The 25,273-nt window shown below is 71.4% G+C and carries 22 protein-coding genes; 11 read left to right on the plus strand and 11 right to left on the minus strand.

Annotation, left to right across the window (positions count from 1 at the left end):
* Nucleotides 1–2: 2 nt before the first annotated feature.
* From V6S67_RS04125 to V6S67_RS04140, 4 genes are all read right to left on the minus strand, one after another.
* Nucleotides 3–971, minus strand: coding sequence for a carbohydrate ABC transporter permease (locus tag V6S67_RS04125; protein WP_334209040.1), 969 nt, complete (start codon nt 969–971; stop codon nt 3–5).
* The gene (locus V6S67_RS04130) at nt 971–2,284 is read right to left on the minus strand and encodes an ABC transporter substrate-binding protein (protein WP_334209041.1); all 1,314 of its coding nucleotides are present in this window, start codon (nt 2,282–2,284) and stop codon (nt 971–973) included. The genes V6S67_RS04125 and V6S67_RS04130 overlap by 1 nt, the downstream gene beginning before the upstream one ends.
* A 106-nt stretch (nt 2,285–2,390) precedes the next feature.
* Nucleotides 2,391–3,365 (minus strand): aldo/keto reductase, encoded by a 975-nt coding sequence (locus tag V6S67_RS04135; protein WP_334209042.1) that lies wholly within the window; start codon nt 3,363–3,365, stop codon nt 2,391–2,393.
* A gap of 187 nt (nt 3,366–3,552) precedes the next feature.
* Complete coding sequence (locus tag V6S67_RS04140) at nt 3,553–4,230, minus strand: ScbR family autoregulator-binding transcription factor (RefSeq protein WP_334209043.1); 678 nt, start codon at nt 4,228–4,230, stop codon at nt 3,553–3,555.
* A 60-nt stretch (nt 4,231–4,290) separates the two neighbouring features.
* Between V6S67_RS04140 and V6S67_RS04145 the strand changes: the two genes are divergently transcribed.
* From V6S67_RS04145 to V6S67_RS04155, 3 genes are all read left to right on the plus strand, one after another.
* Nucleotides 4,291–5,601, plus strand: a complete 1,311-nt coding sequence (locus V6S67_RS04145; RefSeq protein WP_334209044.1) for an AI-2E family transporter — start codon at nt 4,291–4,293, stop codon at nt 5,599–5,601.
* Nucleotides 5,594–6,565 carry a D-2-hydroxyacid dehydrogenase gene (locus tag V6S67_RS04150; protein WP_334209045.1) on the plus strand — a complete coding sequence of 324 codons (972 nt, stop codon included), beginning with the start codon at nt 5,594–5,596 and terminating at the stop codon, nt 6,563–6,565. Before V6S67_RS04145 ends, V6S67_RS04150 begins: the two co-directional genes overlap by 8 nt.
* Before the next feature lie 95 nt (nt 6,566–6,660).
* Complete coding sequence (locus V6S67_RS04155; protein ID WP_334209046.1) at nt 6,661–7,914, plus strand: glycosyltransferase 87 family protein; 1,254 nt, start codon at nt 6,661–6,663, stop codon at nt 7,912–7,914.
* Here V6S67_RS04155 and V6S67_RS04160 read toward each other — a convergent pair.
* Complete coding sequence (locus tag V6S67_RS04160) at nt 7,901–8,746, minus strand: SDR family oxidoreductase (RefSeq protein ID WP_334209047.1); 846 nt, start codon at nt 8,744–8,746, stop codon at nt 7,901–7,903. The two genes, V6S67_RS04155 and V6S67_RS04160, sit on opposite strands and share 14 nt — an antisense overlap.
* Nucleotides 8,747–8,892: 146 nt before the next feature.
* Between V6S67_RS04160 and V6S67_RS04165 the strand changes: the two genes are divergently transcribed.
* The gene (locus V6S67_RS04165) at nt 8,893–9,420 is read left to right on the plus strand and encodes an SRPBCC family protein (protein WP_334209048.1); all 528 of its coding nucleotides are present in this window, start codon (nt 8,893–8,895) and stop codon (nt 9,418–9,420) included.
* Here the strand turns inward: V6S67_RS04165 and glsA are convergent.
* The 3 genes from glsA to V6S67_RS04180 all read right to left on the minus strand — a co-directional run bounded on the left by glsA (nt 9,417) and on the right by V6S67_RS04180 (nt 13,288).
* Nucleotides 9,417–11,231: a glutaminase A gene (gene glsA, locus V6S67_RS04170; protein WP_334209049.1), complete on the minus strand. Its 1,815-nt coding sequence runs from the start codon at nt 11,229–11,231 to the stop codon at nt 9,417–9,419. The two genes, V6S67_RS04165 and glsA, sit on opposite strands and share 4 nt — an antisense overlap.
* 57 nt (nt 11,232–11,288) lie before the next feature.
* Nucleotides 11,289–11,744 (minus strand): hypothetical protein, encoded by a 456-nt coding sequence (locus V6S67_RS04175; protein WP_334209050.1) that lies wholly within the window; start codon nt 11,742–11,744, stop codon nt 11,289–11,291.
* Between the two features lie 92 nt (nt 11,745–11,836).
* On the minus strand, nt 11,837–13,288 hold the full coding sequence (locus V6S67_RS04180; RefSeq protein WP_334209051.1) for an APC family permease: 1,452 nt from the start codon (nt 13,286–13,288) through the stop codon (nt 11,837–11,839).
* Between the two features lie 145 nt (nt 13,289–13,433).
* Here V6S67_RS04180 and V6S67_RS04185 point away from each other — a divergent pair, with 145 nt between their 5' ends.
* Entirely contained in the window at nt 13,434–14,105 is a 672-nt protein-coding gene (locus V6S67_RS04185) for a pentapeptide repeat-containing protein (RefSeq protein ID WP_334209052.1), read from the plus strand.
* Between the two features lie 12 nt (nt 14,106–14,117).
* Here the strand turns inward: V6S67_RS04185 and V6S67_RS04190 are convergent, their stop codons facing one another.
* Together V6S67_RS04190 and V6S67_RS04195 are read right to left on the minus strand one after the other, a co-directional pair.
* The gene (locus V6S67_RS04190) at nt 14,118–15,431 is read right to left on the minus strand and encodes a CPBP family intramembrane glutamic endopeptidase (protein WP_334209053.1); all 1,314 of its coding nucleotides are present in this window, start codon (nt 15,429–15,431) and stop codon (nt 14,118–14,120) included.
* Nucleotides 15,432–15,435: 4 nt separating this feature from the next.
* Entirely contained in the window at nt 15,436–16,161 is a 726-nt protein-coding gene (locus V6S67_RS04195; protein ID WP_334209054.1) for a YoaK family protein, read from the minus strand.
* Between the two features lie 127 nt (nt 16,162–16,288).
* On the opposite strand from V6S67_RS04195, the gene V6S67_RS04200 reads away from it, so the two are divergent.
* Genes V6S67_RS04200 through V6S67_RS04225 form a run of 6 tightly spaced genes read left to right on the plus strand, consistent with a single transcriptional unit; the run spans nt 16,289 to nt 24,014 of the window.
* Nucleotides 16,289–17,971 (plus strand): ABC transporter substrate-binding protein, encoded by a 1,683-nt coding sequence (locus tag V6S67_RS04200; RefSeq protein WP_334209055.1) that lies wholly within the window; start codon nt 16,289–16,291, stop codon nt 17,969–17,971.
* A gap of 1 nt (nt 17,972) precedes the next feature.
* A complete protein-coding gene (locus V6S67_RS04205; RefSeq protein ID WP_334209056.1) occupies nt 17,973–18,926 on the plus strand; it encodes an ABC transporter permease in 954 nt (317 codons plus the stop codon).
* Entirely contained in the window at nt 18,926–19,819 is an 894-nt protein-coding gene (locus V6S67_RS04210) for an ABC transporter permease (RefSeq protein WP_334209057.1), read from the plus strand. Before V6S67_RS04205 ends, V6S67_RS04210 begins: the two co-directional genes overlap by 1 nt.
* 5 nt (nt 19,820–19,824) lie before the next feature.
* The gene (locus V6S67_RS04215) at nt 19,825–21,633 is read left to right on the plus strand and encodes a gamma-glutamyltransferase family protein (protein WP_334209058.1); all 1,809 of its coding nucleotides are present in this window, start codon (nt 19,825–19,827) and stop codon (nt 21,631–21,633) included.
* Complete coding sequence (locus tag V6S67_RS04220; RefSeq protein ID WP_334209059.1) at nt 21,617–23,272, plus strand: ABC transporter ATP-binding protein; 1,656 nt, start codon at nt 21,617–21,619, stop codon at nt 23,270–23,272. Before V6S67_RS04215 ends, V6S67_RS04220 begins: the two co-directional genes overlap by 17 nt.
* Nucleotides 23,238–24,014 carry a GntR family transcriptional regulator gene (locus V6S67_RS04225; RefSeq protein ID WP_334209060.1) on the plus strand — a complete coding sequence of 259 codons (777 nt, stop codon included), beginning with the start codon at nt 23,238–23,240 and terminating at the stop codon, nt 24,012–24,014. The genes V6S67_RS04220 and V6S67_RS04225 overlap by 35 nt, the downstream gene beginning before the upstream one ends.
* On the opposite strand, the gene V6S67_RS04230 is transcribed toward V6S67_RS04225, so the two are convergent.
* Nucleotides 23,983–25,239, minus strand: coding sequence for a phospholipase D-like domain-containing protein (locus V6S67_RS04230; RefSeq protein ID WP_334209061.1), 1,257 nt, complete (start codon nt 25,237–25,239; stop codon nt 23,983–23,985). The genes V6S67_RS04225 and V6S67_RS04230 overlap by 32 nt on opposite strands.
* Nucleotides 25,240–25,273: the final 34 nt, after the last annotated feature.

Below are 25,273 nucleotides of genomic sequence, written 5' to 3' on the forward strand. Positions count from 1 at the left end.
GGCTAGCCGACGGTGTCGCGCGAGCGGTTGCCCCGCCACTGGATGGCCGTGAAGACGAGCGTGACCAGGAAGATCACGATCCCGATGGCTGCGGCGTAGCTCTGGTCACGGGTCACGAACCCGTTCTCGTAGGCGTAGGTGACGAGCACCGACGTCGACCGCCCGGGCCCGCCGCCCGTCATCACGAAGATGGTGTCGAAGACCTGGAACGAGTAGATGACGTCCATGATCAGCAGGAAGAACGTGGACGGTCCCACGAGCGGCACCGTGAGATAGCGGAACTGCTGCCACGAGCTCGCCCCCTCCAGCCGCGCGGCCTCGTAGAGTTCCGGCGAGATGCCCTGGAGCCCGGCGAGGTAGATGACCATGTTGAACCCCACCCGGATCCACAGGGTCACCAGGATGATCGAGGCGAAGGCCGCCGTGCCCTGCGACTGCCACGGGACGGTGGCGAGCCCGCCCTCCCGGAGCAGCTTGTTGATGATGCCCGTGGCCTCGTCGAACAGCAGGACGCCCATGAGGGCCGTCGCGATGCCCGAGATGACCATGGGCAGGTAGATCAGCGTGCGGAACAGCTTCCGGCCGGGCAGCACCGAATTCATGAGGACGGCGAGCCCGAGCCCGAGGGCCAGGCTCAGGGGCACGGTGATCAGCGTGAACGCGGCCGTGTTGAGCGCCGACTGCCAGAACGTGGGATCCGTGACGAGTCGCCGGTAGTTCTCGAGGCCCACCCAGCCGCTGGCCCCGAAGCCGCTGGACTCCTGGAAGCTGATGAGGAACGCCCAGCCCAGCGGGAGGAAGAGGAAGATACCGAGCAGGATCAGGTTGGGGCCGAGGAATCCGGCGGCAGCGCCCGTGGAGCGTTGCCGCCGCGAGGCCCTGCCGGGCTGCGCCGTGTAGGTGGCCGCCGGGGAGGGCGGTGGTGCGGTGCTGCCGGTCGACTCCTCGCGGGCCGAGGTGTCGGCGGACATCAGCCGGCTGCCTCGTCGACGGCCGCAGCGATGGTGGCGAGCGTCTGCTCGACGGGCTGGCCCTGGGTGAAGGCGGCCTCCAGCTGGTCCCGGAGCTTCGGGTTGATGGTCGCCATGGCCGGTGACGTGAGCTGCTGGACGTCACCCGGCTCCAGCGTGGTGGCCTGCTCCACGAAGATGCCGGCGATGTCGGGCCGCGTCTGGTAGTCCAGTTCCGTGCCGACGAGGCTGTTGAGGGTGGGCAGCTCCATGGCGCGGGCGCAGAAATCGGACATCTGGTCCGGCTGCGTCATGAACTTCAGGAACTCGGCCGCGAGCTCGGGGTTGCGCGCGTTCCTGGTGGCGACGAGGGCGTTGCCACCGAGGTCGCAGGCGCCGCGCTCGTCGCGCGGGAGGTAGGTGGCGCCCCACTCGAAGCCCTGGATGTTCTCCTCGAGACCGGGCAGCACGAAGTTGCCCACGAAGGCCATGGCCGTCGTGCCCGCGGAGAACGCGTCGTCGGCGTACGTGGAGGACTTCACGGAACTGCTGGGCGGCACGAGGCCGTCGGTGAAGAAGCCCTGCGTGAACTCGAGCGCCTTCCGGCCGGCGTCGGACTCGATGGCCGATCCGGTGAGGTCGTCGTTGAACAGGCGCCCGCCCGCCTGGAACAGCCAGCTCAGCCACCGCGTGGAGCCGCCGAGCTGCCAGTTGTACACGAAGGGGTAGAGGTCGTCGGGGAGGGAGCCGCGCAGCTTCTCCGCCACCTGCCGGAACTCGTCCCACGTCCAGGCGGACTCGAGGCTGTCAGGGACGGCCCCGATGCCTGCCTGCTCGAAGAGGTCCGTGCGGTACACGAGGGCCGAGGTGTCCGTCTGGTGGGGGACGCCGAAGGGCTTGCCGTCGAACTGCACCGCCTCCCACATCGACGGCAGGAACTCCTCGGCGGCCGCGGTGTCGAAGTAGTCGCTGAGGTCCAGGAGCTGGTCCTGGCTGCTGTAGGCGCCGATGGTGCCGTAGTCCACGCGGAAGAGGTCGGGGGCCGTGCCCGCCTGCAGCTGCGCATCGATGTTCTGGAAGATCTGTTCGTAGGGGACGAGGTTGAGCTCCACCTTCGTGCCGGAGTTCGCGGCCTCGAAGGCGGCGATGCCGTTCCGGAACCCCTCCTCCTCGGCCGGGCTGCCCCATGTGGTGAAGGTGAGGGTGTCGGCGTCGCCGTCGCCGCCCCCTCCACCGTCGTTGCCACCTCCCGAGAATCCGGCGCAGCCGTTGAGTGCCGCCGCCGCTGCGAGGAAACCTGCGCCGCCGAGGATCTGCCGTCTGGAAATGGTCATCGTTGTGCCTTCCGGGTCAGGGTGCTCACAACGTACAGCACGCCACCGACACGGCGAAGGGTCTTGCTACGCGGGGACGATCACGCTAGGGCTGCCGGCGCGGCGATCAGAAGCCGACGACGGCGTGCGGCACGTAGTGCTCCTCGAGGGCCGCGACCTCGTCCGCGGTCAGCTCGAGGTCCAGCGACGCGACGGCGTCCTCGAGGTGGTGCGGCTTGCCGACGCCGACGATCGGTGCCGACACCACGGGATTGCGGGACACCCAGGCGAGGGCCACCTGGGCCCGGGTCACGCCGCGTGCCTCGGCCACCGTACCGACGGCATCGGCGACACGGCGATCGGCGTCGACAGTGCCGTAGAGCGTCCTGCCGAACTGGTCGGACTCCGAGCGTGACGTCGTCTCGTCCCACGGCCGCGTGAGTTTGCCGCGCGCGAGCGGGCTCCAGGGAAGGACGCCGATGCCCTGGTCGGCGCACAGCCCGTACATCTCGCGTTCCTCCTCGCGGTTGATGAGGTTGTAGTGGTCCTGCATGGTGACGAACCTCGTCCACCCGTTCAGGCGCTGGAGGTAGAGGGCCTTGGAGAACTGCCACGCGAACATCGAGGACGCGCCGAGGTAGCGCACCTTGCCCGCCTTCACGACGTCGTGCAGGGCCTCGAGGGTCTCCTCGAGGGGCGTCGAGGGGTCGAAGCGGTGGATCTGGTACAGGTCCACGTAGTCGGTGCCGAGGCGGCGGAGGCTGTTGTCCAGTTCCGCGAAGATGGCCTTGCGGGACAGCCCGGCGCCGTTGGGCCCCTCGTGCATGCGCCCGTGGACCTTGGTGGCGATGACGGTGTCCTCGCGGCGCGTGAAGTCGGCCAGGGCCCGGCCGACGATCTCCTCGCTCGAGCCGTCCGAGTAGACGTTGGCGGTGTCGAAGAAGTTGATCCCGGCGTCCACGGCGGCGCGGATCAGGGGCCGGCTCTCCTCCTCGGGCAGCGTCCACGCGTGGTTGCCCCGGTCCGGGGTGCCGTAGCTCATGCAGCCGAGCGCGAGGGGCGAGATGTCGAGGCCGGTGGAGCCGAGTTTCACGTAGCGCATGGTCCCACTCTAGTCAGGACCGCGCGGGGAGGGGGGAGGAGCGGGCGCCCAGTGAAGCCGTTCGCTACCGTGGACGCCCGCGGGCGTGACCCTCACGGATCGGGCAGGGGGCTTCCCCCACGGAGCCCCTACCATGCCAGCAGCAACTGTAGCCGTGGACCGGTGGAAAACAAACCACTTGACCGGTTTATTGCGGCCGGAGGAAGAGCTCCACCAGGTGCGGCACCTGCTCCTGCCGATCGGCGGCCATGACGCCGGGCAGCAACATCCGCCACAGGTCGCCGAGGCGTTCCAGCACGTCCTGCCGGTTCGTCAGGATGCCGGACACCATCTGCACGCCCGTGTAGGAACCCACGACCAGGCGGGCGAACCCCTCCGCATCGAGGTCCCGGCGCAGGTCGCCGTCGTCCTGCGCCGCGCGCGCGAGCTCCGCGAAGCGCGTCGACCAGTCCAGGTAGGGCTGCCGGACGTCCTGCCCGAAGGCCGACGCCTCGAAGGTCAGGCGGATGCCGGCGCGCATCAGCGGGTGCTCGATGAGCTGCAGCGTGAACGCGCGGCAGACGAGGACGATGGTCTCCAGCGCCGGCCGGCCCAGTGCCTGGACGCGCACTCCCTCGGCCGAGGCCATCGCGTGCTGCTCCTCGATGACGGCGACGGCGAGGTCCTCCTTCGCGGGGAAGTGGAAGTACAGCGCGCCCTTGGTGACGCCGGCCCCGGTGGCGACGGCGGCCAGGGCTGTGCCGCCGTAGCCCTGCTCCTCGAAGATGCGGGCGGCGGCTCCGATAATCGCGGTGCGCGTGGACCGCGCGCGCTCCTGCTGCACCATCAGGTGCCGCCGGATCCGGATGCTCGGGTCATGCTCCAATTGTCCGCCCGGTGGCAAGAGGCACAGCGCATGTCGCGCCGGCTGGGGGAGGATGGCTACGTGACACGCTCAGGATCCGGCGACCCGGACGATCAGACACCCGCCCCGCGCCGGCCCCTGCGGCGGCGGAGGCCGCCGGCCCCGGCCCCGGAGCCGCACGGCTCCTCCGTGGCCCGGCGGTTCCGCCCGCACGCGTTCGCCGACGGCCTGCGGGTCAGCGCGGCGTGGACGGCCCGGAGCATCATCGTCCTCGCCGGCCTCGTCATCCTCTGGTACCTGACGCGGGCGCTGTGGTCGATCGTGCTGCCGACGCTGTTCGCGCTGCTCCTCGCCTCGGTCCTGTGGCCCGTCAACCGGTTCCTGCGCCGCGGCCTGCCCAAGGTCCTCGCCGCCCTCGCCACGCTGCTCGGGTTCATCGGCGTGGTGGTGGGGATCGGCGCACTGACCGTGCCCGCCATCGCGAGCGGCATCACCGACCTCTCCACCCTGGCCCGGGACAACATCGCGGACCTCGCCGCCTTCGTGGCCCGCCCGCCGCTCAACCTCGACGCGACGAACCTCGACGGCATCGTGGACACCGCCCTGGCCCAGCTGCAGGCGAACGTGGGGAACATCGTCAGCGGGATCACGGCCGGCCTCGGCGAGGTGACCTCGGCCACCGTCGTCGTGCTGCTGGCACTCGTGTTCACGTTCTTCTGCCTCAAGGACGGCGACCGCTTCATGCCGTGGGCGTCCCGCTGGACCAACTCCGCCGCCTACGGCCACGCGTCGATGATCGCGAGCGGCACCTGGCGGACGCTCTCCTCCTACATCTTCGCGCAGGCCACCGTCGCGCTCGTGGACGCCGTGTTCATCGGCCTGGGCCTCGTGCTGCTGGACATCCCGCTCGCCGTCCCGCTGGCCGTGCTCGTGTTCTTCTCCGCGTTCGTGCCGGTGGTCGGAGCCATCGTCTCCGGACTCGTGGCCACCCTCGTGGCGTTCCTGGCCTACGGCTGGGTGACGGCCCTGATCGTGCTCGGCCTGGTGATCCTCGTGCAGCAGCTCGAGAGCAACTTCATCCAGCCGCTCCTGGTGGGCCGCACGCTCGAGATCCATCCCGCCGTCGTCCTGGCCTCCGTCACCGCGGGCGGCACCCTCTTCGGCATCATCGGCGCGTTCCTCGCCGTGCCCACCACGGCCGTGGCGATCGTGGTCCTGCGGTACCTGCGCGACCTCTCCATCGAGAACCGCCCGGAGACCGGCGTGGCGTCCGGCGACCCCGACGCCGTGCCTGCCCACGCCTCGCCCGCCACGCGCGGGGGCGGGTCGGCCGAGGACACGCCGGCCGAGCCCGGGCCCGTCGGGCACCGATCGGAGCAGCCCGGTGACTAGGCGTCCCGTGATCGCCGTGCTGGAGGGCGGGCGCCCCGTGCGGGGGCTCGAACGCGTCGCCGGGCTCGCCGACGTGCGCGTCACCGGGGCGAACGGCCTCGCCCGGGCGCTCGACGGCGCCGACGTGCTGTACCTCTGGGACTACTTCTCCGGCGCCCTGCCCGCCGCCTGGCATGCCGCCGGGTCCCTGCGCTGGCTCCACGTGGCGGCGGCCGGCGTGGACAAGCTCCTGTTCCCCGGGCTGGTGGCCTCCGACGTCGTCGTGACCAACGCGCACGGCGTCTTCGACCAGCCGATGGCCGAGTACGTGCTGGGCGCCATGCTGCACGCCGCGAAGGGCTTCGGCCCCCTGCGCGACGCCCAGCGCGAGGCGCGGTGGGCGTGGCGCGAGGGGCGCAACATCGCCGGCAGCCGGGCGCTCGTGGTGGGGACGGGCAGTATCGGCCGCGCCACCGCCCGGCTGCTGCGGGCCGTCGGCGTGCGCGTCGAGGGTGCGGGACGGACCGCGAGGGAGCACGACGACGATTTCGGCCGCGTGCACGCGACGACGGACCTCGCGGCCGTGGTCGGGGCGTTCGACTACGTGATCCTCGTGGCACCGCTGACGCCGGCCACCGAGAACCTCGTGAGCGCGGAGGTCGTCGCCGCCCTGAAGCCCACCGCCGTCCTCATCAACGCAGGGCGCGGCCGGCTCGTGGACGAGGGCGCCCTCGTAACCCGGCTGAGCGCCGGGACCCTCGCCGGCGCGGTGCTCGACACGTTCGCCGTCGAGCCCCTGCCGCAGGACAGCCCGCTGTGGTCGCTGCCCTCGGTGCTCGTGACCCCGCACATGGCGAGCAACGCCGACTCCTGGCTCGATGACCTCGCGGCGCAGTTCGAGCGGAACCTCCTGCTCTGGCTGGACGGGCGGCCGCTGCCCGGCGTCGTCGACAAGGCGCTCGGCTACGTGCCCTCGGCGGGCTGATCGGCCGGCGGACCCTGGCGTCGGGGATTGGCGCGCGCCGCGCGGCGGGTGAGACGATGGCGGCTGCCGCCACCCAGACCGACCAGGAGCCACCCGTGCGCATCCGCCTCCTCCGACCGGAGATCCGCAACAGCGCCCGCTCGGTCTGGCTGTACTTCGGCCTCATCCACCTCGGGTTCCTCGCCCGGCTGCTGCCCTTCATCCTCGGCGGAGGAGTGCTCAGCGACATCCGCTTCTACCGCGAGTGGGCCTACCTCGCGCTCGACGACGGCACCTGGCAGGGCATCGACACGGCGTGGGTGTACCCCGTCGGGGCGCTCGCGCCGATGGTCGCCGCCACGGTGTTCGGCCCCTACCTCTACCAGCTCGCCTGGTTCGTGCTGTTCGCCGGCCTCAACGCCCTCGGCACGGCCGCCCTCCTCCGGCGGGGCACCGCGTTGTCGTCCACGGCCGCCTACTGGTGGCTGAGCGCGACGGCGCTGCTCGGGCCGGTCGCGGTCGGCAGGATCGACGGCCTGACGGCACCCATGGTCGTCACCGCGCTGCTCCTGGTCGCCGCGCGTCCGTTCCTCGCATCGCTCCTGCTCAGCGCCGCCACCTGGATGAAGGTGTGGCCCGCCGCCGTCGTGCTCGCGGCGCTCGTCGTGGTCCGGCACGGACGGCTGCGCATCCTCGGCGCAGGGATCGCGCTGACGGCCGGCATCGCCGCCGTCGTCGCGTTGTTCGGCGACGTCCGCAACCTCACCGGTTTCCTCAGCGCGCAGGGCGCCCGCGGCATGCAGCTCGAGGCGCCGCTCAGCACGCCCGGCGTGTGGCAGGCGATCACGGGGACCTCGGGCGCCTACTTCTTCGAGGACGAGGTCATCAACACCATGGAGGTCCGGGGCGCGCTGAGCGGGTTCGTCGGGGACCTCATGACCCCGCTGCTCGCCCTCACCGTCGTCCTCGTCGCCGCGTTCCTGGCCATCGCGCTGCACCGCGGTGCCCGGGCGGACTCCCTGCTCGCCACCGGGTCGCTGGCGCTCGTGAGCACCCTCGTGGTCTTCAACAAGGTGGGCTCCCCGCAGTTCATGCTGTGGATCACGGCCGTGATCGCCGCGGGGCTGGTCCTCGACCGCGCCGCCGAGTGGCGCTACCCGGCGATCGCGATGCTCGGCTGCGCGGCCCTCACCACGCTCGTGTACCCCGTGTTCTACGACGCCCTGCGCTACGAGCTCAACCCCGCCGTCGCCGTCCTGCTCACGCTCCGGAACCTGCTCGTGGTGAGCATCCTCGTCTGGTCCCTCGTGCGCCTCGGACGCCTGACCGCCCGCGCCCGCATCCCCGCCGCCGCGACTACGGGTGCCTGACGCCCTGCCCCGCAAGGACGGCCCGGTAGCCCTCCCGGTACGTCGGGTAGGTGAAGGAGAACCCCGTGGAGCGCAGCAGCCCGCTGTCCACGCGGCGCGCACCACCGCGGGTGGGCGCTGATCCGCCGCGGGGCGGCTCCGGCAGGCCGAGCTCGGCGGCGATGAACCGCAGCACCTCCCCGAGGTCCACGGGCAGCTCGTCGCTGCCGAGGTAGACGGGCGCGGGCTCGGCGACCTCCGTGACGAGATGCACGATCGCCCCGGCGGCGTCGTCCCGGTGGATCCGGTTGGTCCACTGCGGTTCCGCCGGCAGCACGGCCGACCCGCTGGTCACCTGGTCGATCAGGCGCGTCCGGCCGGGCCCGTAGATCCCCGAGAGCCGGAGGACCGTCCCGCGGTCCGACCGGTCCAGGAGCACCTGCTCGGCCTCGCGCACGAGCCGCGCCGTCGGCGCCGTGCTCTGCGCGGGTGAGTCCTCCGTGACGAAGCCGCCGTCGAAGTCCCCGTACACCGCCGTGGAGGAGACGAAGAGGATGCGCCGCGGCGAGACGCCGTCGCGCTCGAGGGCGTCCAGCACGTTGGCCGTCGCGTCCACGTAGGCGCTGCGGTAGGCGGCCTCGGTGCGCTCGCCGGCCGCCGTGGCGATGACGACGACGTCGGTGTCCTCCGGGACGGGCGGCAGCGGCCCGGTCAGGTCCGCTGCCACGCCCTCGATCGCCCGGGGGAGCCGGTCGGGGGAGCGGCGCCAGCCGACCACCCGCGTGCCGGCGGCGGCGAGCCGCAGCCCCACCTCGGTCCCGAGATCCCCGCAGCCCGCTATCAGCACCGTCATCGATCCAGCCCTCCCGCTCGCCGGCCCGGGCGGCCGCGCACGTCGCCAGTCTAGGGTGCCGGCCCCGGCCGGCCTCCCAGCCGCCGGCCGTAGACTGGCCGCAGCGTGCCGGGAGTGCCGGGCGGAGGAGCGAGCGAGGGGGATACGTGGGACGGGTCATCTCGGTCTCGGACAGTGCGGTGATCGCACGGTCGCCCCGGACGCTCTACGCCATGGTCAGCGACGTCACGAGGATGGGCGAGTGGAGCCCCGAGAACAGGGGCGCGGTACTGGCCGGCGCGGCGGCGGACGGCGGGGCGGACGTCACCGTCGGCACGGTGTTCGACGGCGCCAACACGCGCGGCCGTGTCAGCTGGACCACGCGCTGCACCGTGACGGTGGCCGAGCCCGGCCGCGAGTTCGCGTTCCGCGTGCACGCGATCGGCGGCACGAGGCGCCGGGTCCCCGCCCGCATCGCGTCGTGGCAGTACACCTTCGAGGAGCACGACGGCGGCACGCTCGTCACCGAGACGTGGACGGACGACCGGCCCTGGCACGATGCCGCCGCGCAGGCGTTCGACTACGTGGCGACCGGCGGGACGACCTTCGCCGCGTTCCAGCGCGGGAACATCCGGCGCACGCTGCGGAACCTGAAGGCTGCGGCCGAGTCCGGCACGCCCCGGCAGGGCCGCTAGTCGCGGATCCGCACCGCGGTCTCCCGCAGGTACAGGTCCACCCGCGAGTAGGCGTCCCGGGTGAGCGCCTTCCAGAGTTCGACGGCGAGCCGCGGCTCCTCCCTCTCCACGGTCCGGATGGCCTGGGCGGTGAGCACCTTGACGTGGACGTCCTCCAGGGCCTTCACGGTCGTCTCCTGGCGGTCGTCGCTGCCGAGGGCCAGCTCGCCGAACGTCATCCCGGCGCTCAGGGTGGTCAGCTTGAGGCGCTCGCCGGTGGGCCCGGGGACCGAGGTGACGATCCTGCCGGAGAGGATGAAGAACACGCCCCCGAACGTCTGCCCGACGCGCCGCACCACATGGCCCTTCTCGTAGGTGCGGTCCTCCATGTGCCGGGTGAGGGCCTCGACGTCCTCGTCGGAGAGCGGGCCGAGCGCCGGGCACTGCGCCACCTCCACCGTCGAGGGGAGCAGGAGGTCGCCGCCGTACCGCAGGATCAGTTCGTTCTCGCACCACTCGACGGCGGCGGTCCGGGTGTCGAAGGTGGGGACGGGCCGGTCCACGTCCCTGAACGTCTCGGCGAGGGTCCCCTCGCCGTCGATCAGCACCAGGTCGCAGTCGACCTTCGCGAGGTTCTCGCGCACCTCGCCGAGCAGGCGGAGGGAGACGTTCGCCACCTCGTCGACGCGGCGCAGGTCGAGGATCACGAAGTCGACGTCGTCGTCGAGCCCGCTCAGCTCGCGCACCATGGACTCGGTGCCGGCGAACAGGAGGTCGCCGTTGAGCTCGATCACCATGGCCTGGTGCCCGTGCCCGCGCAGCACGTCCATGGCCTCGTCGGTGCGGCGGATCCCCGACGGTGCGGCCAGGATGTCGTAGGTGGCGCGGATGGCCGACCGGCCGGCCCTCGCCGCGCGCACGAAGTGCAGCTCCATGTCGCGGGAGAGGCGCTGGCTCGTCGCCATGCCGCGCACACTGCTGCCGTGCTCGTCGAGCGGCGGCGAGTACACGGCGAGCCCCACCTGGCCGGGCAGGACGGCGATCGTCCCGCCACCCACGCCGCTCTTGGCGGGCATGCCCACGGTGCTGATCCACGTGCCGGCGTCGTCGTACATGCCGCACGTGGTCATCACGGACAGGACCCGCTCCACGGCGAGGAGGTCCATGGCCTCCACGCCGGTCAGGGGGTTGCGGCCCGAGTTGGCCAGCGTGGCCGCCATGACGGACAGGTCGATGCAGTTGACCATCACCGAGCACTGCCGGAAGTAGTCCTCGATGACGGGTGTCGGATCGTCCTCGATGATGTCGAACGACCGCAGGAGATAGGCCAGGGCCCGGTTGCGGTGGCCATGCTCCAGTTCGGACCGGAAGATCTCCTCGTCGACGCCGAGCTGGCGTCCGGCGAAGTGCGAGTAGGTGCTGAGGATGCGCTTGAAGCGCCGGTTGCCGCCGCGGGACTGCACGAGGGACGTGGCCGTCAGGGCGCCGGCGTTGATCATGGCATTCGCGGGGCGGCCCGTGCCCGGCGCGAGCGAGATCTCGTTGAAGGAGTTGCCCGAGGGCTCCACGTCCACCTTCGCGTCCACGGCATCCATCCCGAGGTCGGAGAGCGCCAACCCGTACGTGAAGGGCTTCGAGATGGACTGGATGGTGAATTCCTCGCGCGTGTCACCGACCTCGTACATGTAGCCGTCCACGGTGGTCAGGCAGATGCCGAAGTTGTCCGGGTCCACGTTCGCCATGGCGGGGATGGTGCTGTACGGCTTGCCGTCCTTCAGATCCGAGATCTCCCGGTGGATGGTCCGGAGGTAGCTCTCGATCGGTGATTCCATGCTCTCCACACTACGGTGAGCGGCGTCCCCGTCGGAGCGGCGGTGGTCAGCCGGCGCTCAGCTGGTGCGCACGGTGGTCATGGTGTGGCGGATGGAGAGCACGAAGAGCTGGGCGATGGCGGTCGTGATGCCGAGCAGCAGCAGCACGGGCGCGGCGAAGATCGTCCTGTCGTACCAGGGGGAGACGTAGCTCTGGCCCATGGGGAGCGCCTCCATGTACTGCTGCGCGTAGATCGACGGCGCGGCGAGGAAGAACACCGCGAGCGCGACCAGGACGCCGGCGGTGATCCAGGCCCACCGGTCGTACGGGTTCCGTGGCGGTGCCCCGACCTGCTGCGCGGGGGCCGCCACCTCGCGGATGGCGGAGGTCTCGACGGCCGGGGCCGGTTCGTCGGGCAGCGCGGGGGCGAGCGGCGCCGGTGACGCCATGCGCGAGGCCGACTCCGTGGCTCCGCCGCGCTGGTAGATACCCTCGTAGCGCGGGTCGTACGTGGACTGCACGCGGTCGCTCATCGATCGTCCCTCCCCCTGGTGTGATGGATGACCCAGTAAAGCACGGTGGCCCGGACGAGGGAACGGCGCTGCGGTCCCCGGCGCCGGCGTGGTCAGCGCCGGGTGGCGAGGCTGTGGAGCAGCCGCTCCTCGGCGTCGTGCCCGGGGGCGATGCCGCGGGGGATCCGCAGCAGGAAGATCACGCCGAGCACCCACCACAGGCCGAAGAGGATCCACGGCGGCGGCGTGAGCGCGGCGGGCATGCCGGGCAGGTAGAGGCTGAGCAGGCCGACGCAGAGCACGACGGCGATCCAGCCGATCACGGTGCCACCGTTCCCGGCCCCGCCGATGCGCAGTGGCCGCTCCATGGCGGGCTCGCGACGGCGCAGGATCACGAAGACGAGCGCCACGAGGATGTAGGCGAGGACGATGCTGGGAGCACCGGAGTCGACGAGCCAGCCGAGCATCTGCGTCCCGAAGAACGGGGCGGCGAAGGACAGCGCGCCGATGAACACCAGCGCGTTCACCGGGGTGCGGTAGCGGGGGTGCAGGACCCCGAACCAGCGGGGGAGCATGCCCGATCGCGACATCGAGTACATCAGCCGGGACGCGCCGAGCAGCAGCGAGTTCCAGGAGGTGAGGATGCCGGCGATCCCGCCGGCGATGAGGACATTGGCCATGATGCCGGTCCCGAACATCACACCCATGGCGTCGGCCGTGGCGATGTCTGCCTCGGCGAGGTCCGCCGCCGGCATCGCGGAGGAGGTCGTCACGATGGTCATGACGTACCAGATGGTCGCGAGGACGACGGCGACGACGACGAGGCGGCCGATCTGCCGCGCGGGGATGTTCACCTCCTCCGCGGACTGCGGGATGACGTCGAAGCCCACGAACAGGAACGGCACGACGACGAGGACGGCGAAGAAGCCTGCCGAGCCGCCCGTGAAGAACGGCTCCATGTTCGTGGTCGATCCGCCGGTGAAGCTGCCGAGGACCAGGATCAGTCCGATGACGAGCAGGAACACGACCACGAACGTCTGCGCGGCACCGGCGATCTTCACGCCGCGGATGTTGACGAACGTGATCACGACCGCCGCGACGGCGCCGACGAGTGCCCACGTCAGGTGCACCTCGTCGCCTGCCACGGTCCAGAGCGGGATCCGGCTGAGACCGGGGAGGATGTACTCGGCCGTGCGGGGCAGGGCGACCGCCTCGAAGGCGACGATCGTGACGTAGCCCCCGGTGATGGCCCAGGACCCGACGAAGGACCATCGGGGACCCATGCCCCGCAGCAGGAAGTTGTGCTCGCCGCCGGCCTTCGGCATCGCGGCCGTCAGTTCGGCATAGGTGAGTCCGACCACGCCCATGATGACGCCTCCTGTCACCATCGCGAGCACCGCTCCGCCGGTTCCCGCCGAGGCGATCCACCCGCCGGTGAGCACCACCCAGCCGAAACCGATCATCGCGCCGAACCCCAGGGCGAGGGCGTCCCAGTTCCCGAGGACCTTCAGGAGCGAGGTGTCCTCCCCGTGCGTCGCGCCCTCAGGGCTATCCGGTGTCGGCATGATTGCTCCGTCCTCTGCAGGTCCACTCGCGGGTGATTCACTGTAGGCGGTCGAACGGGCCCGTGGGGAGTGTCGGGGCGACGGCGGATGATGGAATGATCTTCTGGCCGCGGACCCGCGGCCCGGACCACGATCGGAGTCGCGAATGCCAGCGCGTCCTGCCCGCCGCACGACGAACCCACCGCGCCTGTCCCTCCGGCCCCCGCAGGGCGTGACGCGCGTGGACGAGCCGCAGCTGCTCGACGGCGACCACCGCGAGGGCGAGCACTACGAGCGGCTGGTCCTCGACGGCGAGGAGCTCGCCGGGATCACCCTGCAGGAGTGCGTGCTCGACGGGGTCTCGCTCAACGACACCGAGCTGCGGGGAGCCCGGATCATCGAGTGCGCGTTCGAGGACCTCTTCGCCCCGGTCCTCCGCGCCCCGCGGAGCAGCTGGCGGGAGACGTCGCTGCGCAGCACGCGCTGGGGGTCCGCGGAGCTCTACGACAGCAGGCTCGACGCCGTCCACCTCGACGGCGGGAAGCTCGACTACGTGAACCTCCGCAGCGCGCGGCTGACGGACGTGCTCGTGAGCGGATGCATCATCGGGGAGCTGGATCTCACCGGCGTCACGGCGACGCGGCTCGCCCTGGCGGACTGCACCATCGGCACGCTCACGCTCGATGGCGCGCAGCTCCGGGACGCCGACCTGCGCACCAGCAGCTTCCGCAGCATCAAGGGGCTCGACGGGCTGCGCGGCGCCACGATCGACGAGTACCAGCTGCAGCTGCTGGCGCCCTTCCTCGCCGAGAGCATGGGCCTGCGGGTCGAGGACTGACCCGAGCCGCAGCTACTCGGGGTGGCCCGGGCCGGCAGGGTGCGCGACGCCCGGCGGATAGCCGGGCCCGCCCGGGTGCGCGGGGCCGGAGGGATGGCGGTCGTCGTCGTAGTTCCGGCCAGGGGCCGCGGCCGGCGGCGATGCCGGACCAGGCGCCGGGGCAGGCTTCTGGACGGGGGGTGTGACGGGGGGCCTGATGGGGGTCGGGGCAGGAGCCGGTCCGGCCGCGGCACGGTGTGCAGGCGCGCGGAGCGGCGCGAGCGGCTGCCCTGCCTGGGACTGTGCCTGCTGGGACATCTGCTCCGGTGTGCGCGTGCGCGTGCGCGTCCACGGCGGCACGTCCGGGTCGGCCGGCAGGAGCGTGGCGTGGGCGCCCCATCCCCCGGGGTGCGGAGCGGCAGGCTGCAGCACGGGCTGCGGCGCGACGGTGCGCGTGCGCCCGATGCCGCGGCGGTCCGCGAGGCGCACGATGACGACGGCCGTGACCGCCATGGTCAGGGCGGACACGACCAGCCCGCCCACCGAGCCCTCGGTGGAGTTCACGTCCACGAGGCCGAAGGCACCGAGCGCGAAGATCGTCATGTTGTTGATGGCGTGGACCGCGATCGCGGCCTCCAGCCCGCCCGTGCGCCAGCTGATCCAGCCGGCGAAGATGGCGAAGATCGCCACGTCCGTCTGGCCGAGCGGGTCGTAGCCGTGACCGAGGACGAACAGGGGCACGGGGAGCAGGATCGCGTAGGCCGGGTGCCGCAGCCAGCTGCCGATGGCCTGCATCAGGAAGCCCCGGAAGACGTACTCCTCCGCGGCGGCCTGGAACGGGACGGCGAGGAGGGACAGCGCCAGCATGACGAGGAGGATCGTGGTGTCCTGCTGGACGGGTGCAGCGGCGGCCTCCTCGGGGAAGAAGAACCCGATCACGGTCGAGACCGCGAGGCTGGCGAGGAACACGGCCAGCGCCGCACCGGTGCAGACCGCGAGCCATCGCCAGCGGATCCGGCCGGCCACGGAGGACAGCAGGCCGATGGGTTTCGGCCCCGTGATCAGTGCCGCGAGGGCGAGCGCCGGGATCATCAGGATGAGCGACACCAGGGTGAAGGCGAACATCACCGGGTTGGTGAGGTCCAGCACGGTCAGGGCCTCGAGGTAAGGATCCACGCCCGTGGGCGAGAGGAACGCCAGCCCGAGGCCCGCGACCACGACCACCAGGAGGAAGACGATGTAGAACACGAAGCCGAGCAGTGCCGTGAGGAGCGGTTTCCACCAGCGGTGACGCGGCCACGAGAGGGCCAGGCGGTGGAACTCGTACTGTCCGTCGACCTGTTGCATGGTTCTACCGTAGTGCGGATTCCTTGGCGCTCTCTGCGATGTTCTCCCTGCGGTCCCGCCGGTGGCGCAGGTGGCCGAGGAGTGTGACGACGGCGGAGAGCAGCGCGGACACGGCCACCCCGAGCCAGAGGCCCACGGAGAGCGTCAGCGCGCCCACCACGGCACCGGCCATGATGAGCACGATCGCGGAGGCGCGACGCGCCCAGAACGGGCTCTTCCCGCCGGCGAGCCGGGAGTCCGAGGCGAGGCCGGTGATCGTGGAGGTCACCACGACGGTGGTGATCTCCGCGACCTTGAGGCGCTTGGCGGTGGCGGCCTGGACACCCATCACGGTCGCGAGCACCGATGTCGTGATGCTGCCGAGCACCTCATCGGCGTGGACGTCCACCAGCGCCACGTACACCGCGAGCGCCGTCAGGCCGACCGTCACGGCCAGCAGGGTGCCCGAGGTGCGGCCGGACCATCCCTCCGGCGCCTTCCTCAGCACGCGGCCGGCAAGGGCCGCGCCGACCATGAAGAAGACGAGGGCGAGCGCCGGCCGCAGGATCGGGAGCTCGGCACCGCCGGCGAAGGCCATGCCCAGGAGCACGACGTTGCCGGTCATGTTGCCCGTGAAGACGCGATCGAGCCCCAGGTAGCCGACGGCGTCGATCACTCCCGTGGAGAACGTGAGCGCGAGCATGAGCCACAGATGCAGGCGGTCCGTGGCCGGCCGGTTCTTCTTCACCATGTTTTCCTTCGGTAACAACCTTGAAACGAATGTATACGAAGCTTATCGTCGTACCGGTGATTGTATTCAATACGGATACCCATCGCAGTGCAGAAGAAGTTCCGTCCGCCCCCTCGTGAGGAACCCCATGCAGCACTACCCGCAGCACCCCCGGGGCCCGATGCCCCGCCGTCCCGGGAGGTCGGTGCGCCTGCTCGCCGCGGCCGCCGTCGCCCTGGCAGCCCTGACCGCGTGCCAGCCCGTGCAGCCGCTCCCGGCGGCGCCCGTGCGCGACGACGTGACGGGCACGCCCGTCGGGGACACCGCCGTCCGGGAGGGCGGCGACCTCGTCATGGCGCTCTCCGCCGAGCCGGACCGCCTGGACCCGACGACGTCGTCGTCCCTCTACACGCGCTACGTCATGCAGACCATGTGCCAGAAGCTCTACGACATCGACGCCGAGGGCGAGCTCGTCCCGCAGCTCGCCACGGCCCTGCCGGAGATCTCCGAGGACGGCCTGACCGTCACCATCCCCGTGCGCACCGACGCGGTGTTCGCGGACGGCGAGCCGTTCGACGCCGACGCCGTCCGTGCGACCCTCGAGCGCCACCTCACGCTCGAGGGCTCCACGCGCAAGAGCGAGCTCGGGCCGATCAGCGGGATCCGGGCCGTGGGCGCCGACCGCGTGGAGATCAGCTACGAGAAGCCGTTCGCACCGCTCACCGCGGCGCTCGCCGACCGCGCCGGCATGATGCTCTCGCCGAAGGCGATCGCGGAGCAGGGCGCGGACTTCGGCACCAGCCCGGTGTGCGTGGGGCCGTTCAGGTTCGTGGACCGCGTGCCGCAGACGTCCATCACCGTGGAGCGCGACCCGCTCTTCTACGACGCCGAGAGCGTGCACCTGGACACCATCACCTACCGGATCATCACCGACGCGAACATCCGCGCCGCGAACCTGCGCTCCGGCGACGTGCAGGTGGCCGACACCATCTCGCCGCAGGACATCGACGCGCTGCTCAAGGAGGACGGCGTCGGCGTGCTGCAGGTCGGTTCCCTCGGCTACCAGGGGCTCACGGTCAACGTGGGCAACACCGAGGGCGTGGGGGAGCCCACCGGCAGCATCGACACCCCGCTCGCCCAGGAGAAGGCGGTCCGCATGGCCCTGTCCATGTCGATCGACCGGGAGGCCCTCGTCAACACCGTGTTCAACAGCTGGTTCGAGCCCGCCTGCTCGCCCATCTCACCCGACAGCCCGTACAGCTCCGCAGCGAGCGAGGCCTGCCCGCCGTACGATCCGGAGGGCGCGAAGAAGCTCCTGGCGGACGCCGGCCTCGAGACCCCGTACCCCGTGCGGATGCAGGTCACGAACACGCCGGACACCCTGCGCTACGGGCAGGCGCTCCAGGCCGCCGTGGCCGACGGCGGCTTCGAGCTCACCGTGGTGCCCGTGGAGTACTCCACGCTCCTCGACGTGCAGTCCCAGGGCGATTTCGAGGCCCTGCAGCTCGGCTGGTCCGGGCGGATCGACCCGCACGGCAACATGTTCAACTTCCTCTCGACCGGGGGCGGCAACAACTACTCCGGCTACAGCAACCCCGCCGTGGACGACCTGCTCACGCGCGCCGCGCAGATCAACGACGTCGGCGAACGCGCCGCCCTCTACGGCCAGGCCGTGGAGCTCGTGCAGCAGGACAACCCCCTGATCTACCTGTACCGGCAGCGGAACCTCACCGCCTACAGCACGGACGTCGCCGGCGTGGAGACCTTCGCCGACGGCGTGGTGCACCTGAGCAGCGCCGCCTTCATCGAGCCGACCGCCGAGGAGAACTGACATGGGCCGCTATCTCGTCACCCGGCTCTGGCAGTCGGCCGTCACCCTGATCCTCGCCTCGATCGTGGTCTTCATCGGGGTGCGGCAGCTGCCCGGCGACCCCGCGCTCGCCATGGCGGGGGAGGAGGCGACCCCCGAGCAGCTCGCCGCCGTGCGGGCGGAGATGGGCCTCGACCAGCCCCTCGTCACCCAGTACCTCGCGTTCGTGCGGAACATGTTCCGCGGCGACTTCGGCGAGTCCACCCGGACGGGCACACCCGTCACGGAGCTGATCGCCACCACGCTGCCCGTCACGCTGTGGCTCTCGGCGTACGCGATCGTGGTGGCGATCGTCGTCGGGATCGTCTTCGGCGTGATCGCCGAACGGTTCCGCGGACGCTGGCCCGAGTGGGTCGCGAACGCCTTCGCCCTCATCGGCCTGTCCGTGCCGAACTTCTGGCTCGGCATCCTCGCGATCCTGTACCTCGCGGTGACCCTCGGCTGGTTCCCCGCCTCCGGGTACGTGGACGTGCTCTCGGACCCGCTCCGGGGCCTCTACTACCTCACGCTGCCGGCCCTGATCCTCGGTACCGGGCTCGCGGCCGTCATCATGCGCCAGACCCGCGCGTCGATGATCGAGACCATGACCACGGACTACGTGCGGACGGCGCGCGCCAAGGGCCTCGGCCGCGGCCGGGTGCTCGTGCGGTACGGGCTGCGGAACTCGCTGATCGTCGTCGTGACCATCGTGGGCCTGCAGCTCGGCGGCCTCATCTCGGGCGCCGTGGTCACGGAGCGCATCTTCGCGCTGCCGGGCTTCGGGAAGCTCACGCTCGACGCCGTCTTCACGCGCGACTACCCCGTGATCCAGGCAGTGGTGCTGATCATCACCGTCAGCTACATCCTCATCAACCTCGCCGTGGACGTCCTGTACTCGGTGGTCAACCCCAAGATCCGCGTCGGAGGAGCCAACTGATGGCCGTCGAGACACTCACCCCCGGGACAGGGACGGGTGGCGCGGGCCTCGGCTCCGGCCGCGGCCGCATCCTGTCCTCCCTGCGCTCCAACCCGCTCGGCATCACCGGCGGCATCATGCTCGTGCTCGTGGTGCTGGCCGCGCTCCTCGCCCCGGTCCTCGCGCCCTACCCGCCCACCGAGGTGCACTTCGACACCCCGTTCCAGCGGCCCCTCACCGAGGGCTTCCCGCTCGGCACCGACGACCTCGGGCGGGACATCCTCTCCCGCCTGCTGTTCGGGATCCAGACCTCGCTGCAGGTCGGGGTGCTCTCCGTGCTCCTCGCCGTGGTCATCGGTACGCCGCTCGGCCTGCTCGCGGGCTACTCCCGCGGGTTCGACGCCGTCATCTCCCGCCTCACGGACGTCACGCTCGCCTTCCCGTTCCTCATCATCGCCGTCGGCCTCGCCGCGATCAGCGGACCCAGCCTCGGCAACGCGGCGATCGCGCTCGGCATCGCGCAGATCCCCACCATGATCCGGGTGGTGCGCGGCGAGACGCTGCGCATCAAGGAGAGCGACTTCGTGCTCGGCGCCCGCACGATGGACGCCTCGCCGACGTGGATCATGCTGCGGCACGTCCTGCCGAACGCCACCTCCGCGATCATCGTGCAGGCCACGGTGATCATGCCCGTCGCGGTGATCGGCGAGGCCCTGCTGTCCTTCCTCGGCCTCGGCATCCAGCCGCCCACCCCGAGCCTCGGCATCATGCTCTCCGATGCCCAGCAGTACCTCTTCCGCGCACCGAGCGCGGCCATCTTCCCCGGCGTCGCGATCGCCCTGATCTGCCTTGCCTTCAACCTGTTCGGCGACGCCCTGCGCGACGCCTTCGACCCGACGAACACCCGGAAGTGACACGAATGACGTACACGGCCCCACCCTCCTTCACCACGCGACCCACCCTCCAGGGCACGTTCGGCATGACCGCGTCCACGCACTGGCTCGCCACAGCCTCCGCGCAGGCCGTCCTCGAGCGCGGCGGCAACGCCTTCGACGCCGCCGTCGCCGGCGCCTTCGTCCTGCACGTCGTCGAACCCCACCTCAACGGACCCGGCGGCGACATGACCGGCGTCTTCGCGACCGCGGAGGAGCCCGGCCGCCCGGTGGTCCTCATGGGCCAGGGCCCCGCCCCGGCCGCCGCCACCCGCGAGCACTACCTCGCCGAGGGCCTCGAGCTCGTGCCCGGCGCGGGTGCCCTCGCCGCGGCCGTCCCCGCCGCCGTCGACGCCTGGCTCCTGCTGCTGCGCGACCACGGCACCTGGGAACTCGCGGACGTCCTCGCGTTCGCGATCGGGTACGCACGCGACGGCCACCCGGTCGTCGGGCGCGTGGGCGCGACCATCGCCGCCGTGGCGGATCTGTTCACCGAGCACTGGCCCACGTCCGCGGCCCTCTGGATGCCCGAGGGCCGGCCGCCGCGCGAGGGCGAGGTCATCCGGAACGAGGCCTACGCGAGGGTGCTCGGCTCCCTCGTCGCCGCGGCCTCGGACGGCGCCACCCGTGCCGAGCGGATCGACGCAGCACGCCTCGAATGGCGCACGGGCCTCGTGGCGCAGGCCTCCGCCGCGTTCGTGGCGATGCCGCACCGGCACTCCTCCGGCCTCGACCACGCCGGCGTGATCACGGCCGAGGACTTCGCCGGTTTCGAGGCCGGCTACGAGGAGGCGACCACCCTCGAGTTCCGCGGGCACACGATCGCCAAGACCGGACCGTGGGGCCAGGGCCCCGCCCTGCTGCAGACCCTCGCCATCCTCGACGGGTTCGACGACGAGCGCCTCGACCCGTCCACGGCGCTCGGCGCGCACACCATCCTGGAGGCGCAGAAACTCGCGATCGCCGACCGCGAGGCCTACTACGGCGACGCCGACGTCCCCCTGGAGTACCTGCTCTCCGCCGAGTACACCGCCGGGCGGCGGGCCCTCATCGGCGACGAGGCATCCCTCGAGTTCCGTCCCGGCACGGTGCCCGGCGTCGAGCCGTTCGTCCCACCGCTACGCACCGGCTACACCCCGCCGGCACTCGCCGACGGGAGCGGCTTCGCCGGGGTGGGCGAGCCGACGGTCTCGCGCGAGGGGGAGACGCGCGGCGACACCTGCCACATCGACGTCGTCGACGCGGCGGGCAACATGGTCTCCGCGACGCCGAGCGGCGGCTGGCTGCAGTCCTCGCCCACCATCCCCGAACTCGGCTTCTGCCTCGGCTCGCGGCTCCAGATGACGTGGCTCGAGGAGGGCGGCCCGTCCACGCTGCAGGCCGGGAAGCGGCCCCGCACCACCCTCACGCCCACACTGATCCTGAAGGACGGCCGGCCCGTCGTCGCCCTCGGCTCCCCGGGCGGCGACCAGCAGGACCAGTGGCAGCTGCTCTACATCCTCCGCACCATCGTGGGAGGCTACACACCGCAGCAGGCCATCGACGCGCCGTCGCTGCACACCACGTCCATCCCCGGATCCTTCTGGCCGCGCACCTGGGAGCCCGGCGGCGCCGTCGTCGAGGACCGCCTCGGCGAGGATGTCATCGCCGACCTCGAACGCCGGGGCCACGTCGTGACGCGGGCGGGGGACTGGTCGCTCGGGCGCCTGTCCTCCGTGGCCAGGGACAACGAGACCGGCGTGCTGTCCGCCGCCGCCAACCCGCGAGGAGCACAGGGCTATGCTGCAGGACGCTGAGAACATCCTCGAAGTCACGGATCTGGAGGTCGCCTTCGGCGACACGCCCGTGCTGCACCGCATCAGCTTCTCGATGCGGCGCGGCGAGCGCGTGGCCATCGTGGGCCAGTCCGGCTCCGGCAAGTCGACGGCGATCGGTGCGATCCTGCGCCTGCTCCCCGGCAGCGGGCGCATCTCGCACGGCTCCATCGTGCTGGGCGCCGGACGCACGCGGGGCGACGTCGAGGACCTCGCCACGGCGACGGAGCCCGTGCTGCGGACCATCCGCGGGCAGCGCGTGGCGCTCGTGCCGCAGGATCCGATGTCCAACCTGAACCCGGCCATGAAGATCGGCCCGCAGGTCGCCGACGCGATCCTCGCCAGCCTGCGCGGTGAGACGAAGCCCGACCGCGCCGAGGTGCGGAAGCGGGCCGTCGCCCTCCTGTCCGAGGCGGGCATCCCCGACGCCGACCGCCGCTACGGGCAGTACCCGCACGAGTTCTCCGGCGGCATGCGGCAGCGCGTGCTCATCGCCATCGCCCTCGCGGGTGAGCCGGAACTGCTCATCGCGGACGAGCCGACCTCCGCGCTGGACGTCACGGTGCAGCGGCAGATCCTCAACCACCTGCAGTCGCTCGTGGACGCGCGCGGCACCTCGCTGCTGTTCATCACGCACGACCTCGGGCTCGCCGCCGATCGCACGGACCGCATCATCGTCATGTCCGAGGGGCGGATCGTCGAGGTGGGCACGCCCCGGCAGATCCTCCTCGCCCCGCAGGAGGAGTACACGCAGCGGCTCGTCGCAGCAGCGCCCTCCGTCGCGGCGGCACTCGACGCGGCACCGCTGACGGCGTCGGCTCCCGCGGACGGCAGGGCGCCGTCCATCCTCGTGGTCGAGAACCTCGTCAAGGAGTTCGCCCTCCGCGGCCAGCGCGGCAGCACGGTGCGCGCGGTCAACGACGTGTCCTTCACGGTGGCGCGCGGCACCACGACGGCGGTCGTCGGTGAATCGGGCTCGGGCAAGACCACGGTGGCGCGCATCATCCTCGGACTCGAGACGGCGTCGTCGGGGCAGGCACTGATCGACGGGGAGTCCCTCGCGACCACGCGCGGCGCCCAGCGCCGGGCGCTCCGGCGCAAGGTGCAGCCCGTCTTCCAGGACCCCTACGGTTCCCTCGACCCGACGTACAGCATCGAGCGCCTGATCGACGAGCCGCTGCGCATCTTCGGCGTCGGCGACCGGCGCAGCCGCCAGGCGCGGGTGGGGGAGCTCCTCGACCAGGTGGCCCTCCCGCGGTCCGTGGCGCAGCGACGGCCGAACGAGCTCTCCGGCGGCCAGCGGCAGCGCGTCGCCATCGCCCGCGCGCTCGCCCTCGAACCGGAGCTGCTCATCTGCGACGAGGCGGTGTCCGCGCTCGACGTGCTCGTGCAGGACCAGATCCTCGCGCTGCTCGCCGACCTGCAGGATAGGCTCGGTCTCACCTACCTCTTCATCACCCACGACCTCTCGGTGGTCCGGCAGATCGCCTCCACCGTGGTGGTGATGAGGTCCGGCGACGTCGTCGAGAGCGGTTCGGTGGACGACGTCTTCAACCGCCCGCGGGCCGAGTACACGAAGGAGCTTCTTGGAGCGATCCCCGGTGCGGCCTTCGCGGCCTGAGGCGGACGCGGCCGCCCCGCAGCGCGTCCTCGATGCCCTCCGCCGCGACATCATCCTCGGCACCCTGCGCCCCGGCACCCGGGTGACGGAGGCCGCGCTCGCCGCCACGTACGGCGTCTCGCGCATCCCCGTCCGGGAGGCGCTGCGCTCCCTGGAGGCGGAGGGCTTCGTCGAGTCGCGGCCCTACGCCGGCTCCACCGTGGCGAAGATCCCGCTCGACGACGCCGAGGACCTGTTCGCCGTCCGCCGGGTCATCGAGGCCACCATCGCGCGGCGCGCGGCGCTGCGCGCGACGGCGCACTTCGCCGGCGAGGCACCGAGCACCGAGTGGTGGACGGCGCGCCGCGCCCTGGTCGGCATCCTCGACGACGGCGACCGCGCCGTGGCGGCCGACGCCCTCGCGGACCTGCCCGAGCTGAACATCCGCTTCCACCTCGGCGTCGCCGAGCTGAGCGGCAGCGCGTCCCTGGCGGCACTGCTGCGGCAGATCTCCGGCAGGATCGAGTGGCTCTACGCGGCGGACGTGGACAACCGGGGCAAGCAGTCGTGGGGCGAGCACCGCCTGATCATCGCGGCGATCGACGCCGGCAACGCGGACGAGGCCGAACGCCTCATGGCGGGCCACGTGGGCTCCTCGCAGCGCGGGTACATGGAGCGGTTCTCGGCGGACGCGCCGGGACCGGGGGGTGCGGGCACGACGGCGGCGGACGCTACAGGAACGGACGCAGCGGGGCGAGGATGAGTTCGCTGGCGCGGGCCACCACATGGCGGCCCTCCCACTCCTCACGCGTCAGCTCGCGGCTGTTGGACGAATCCACCTCGAAGATCCGCTCCATGGTGCCCGCGAGGTCGCGGTCGAAGATCTCGAGGTTGATCTCGTAGTTGCCCGTGAGGCTGAGGCGGTCGATGTTCGCCGTGCCGACCGTGCTCCACTCGCCGTCGATCGTGGCCGTCTTCGCGTGGATCATGGAGTTCTGGTACAGCAGGATCCGCACGCCCGCGTTGATCAGCGACGAGTAGAAGCCGCGCGACAGCCAGTCCGAGACCACGTGGTTGGAGTCCTCGGGGAGGATCACGCGGACGTCCACGCCGCGGCGGCTCGCCCGCAGGAGGGCGTCGAGGATCTGCCGGTCGGGGATGAAGTACGCGGTGGTGATGAAGATGTGGTGCTTCGCGCGGTTGATCGCCTCGAGGTAGATGCCCCGGATGGGGAACACGAGGTAGGCGGGGAGGTTGTTGACGGCGCGGATGCGCGGTTCCCAGAAGGACGCGCTCAGGTCCGGCAGCTCCGGCCGGCGCGGCTTGGCGCGGAGGTTCCAGAAGCTGGCGAACGCCTCGCGGAGCTCCCACACGGACGGGCCGCGGATCTCCAGGTGCGTGTCGCGCCACTTCGTCGCGTACAGGGAGCCGATGTTGTACCCGCCCACGAACCCGACCTCGTCGTCGACCACGAGGACCTTGCGGTGGTCGAAGCCCGTGCCGCGGATGTTCGTGAACAGGATCGACGGGCGCAGCACGGGGAAGCGGTAGGCGTTGACGAGCGGGTGGAAGGAGTAGAAGAACGGGTTGACCACGAGGTTCGCGAAGCCGTCGTAGATGACGAAGACCTTCACGCCGCGCTCGGCCGCCCGGTTCACGGCGTCGCGGAACCTCGCGCCGACGGCGTCGCCCTTCCAGATGTACGTCTCGAGCAGCACCTGGTGCTCGGCGCCGTCGATCGCCGCGATCATGGCGTCGAAGAGGTCCTCGCCGTAGGTGTACACCGTGGTGTCGGTATCCGCGATCGATGTGTGGAAGGTCCCCGGCTGGGGGAAGCCGGGCCGCCGGGTGCGGCGGCGCTTCTGGTAGGTGTCCACGCCGACGAGGCCGCCGATCACCACGGCCTGCGCCGAGAACAGGGTGATCGCGGCCCGCTTGACCGTCACACCGGCGAACCCCATCATCGTCCTGCGCTCCAACCACCTCATGCGCCCAGCGTATCGCCCCTTCCCGGACAGGCCG

Origin of the sequence: Arthrobacter sp. Soc17.1.1.1 (genome assembly GCF_036867195.1) — a bacterium.
Taxonomy (GTDB): domain Bacteria; phylum Actinomycetota; class Actinomycetes; order Actinomycetales; family Micrococcaceae; genus Arthrobacter_D.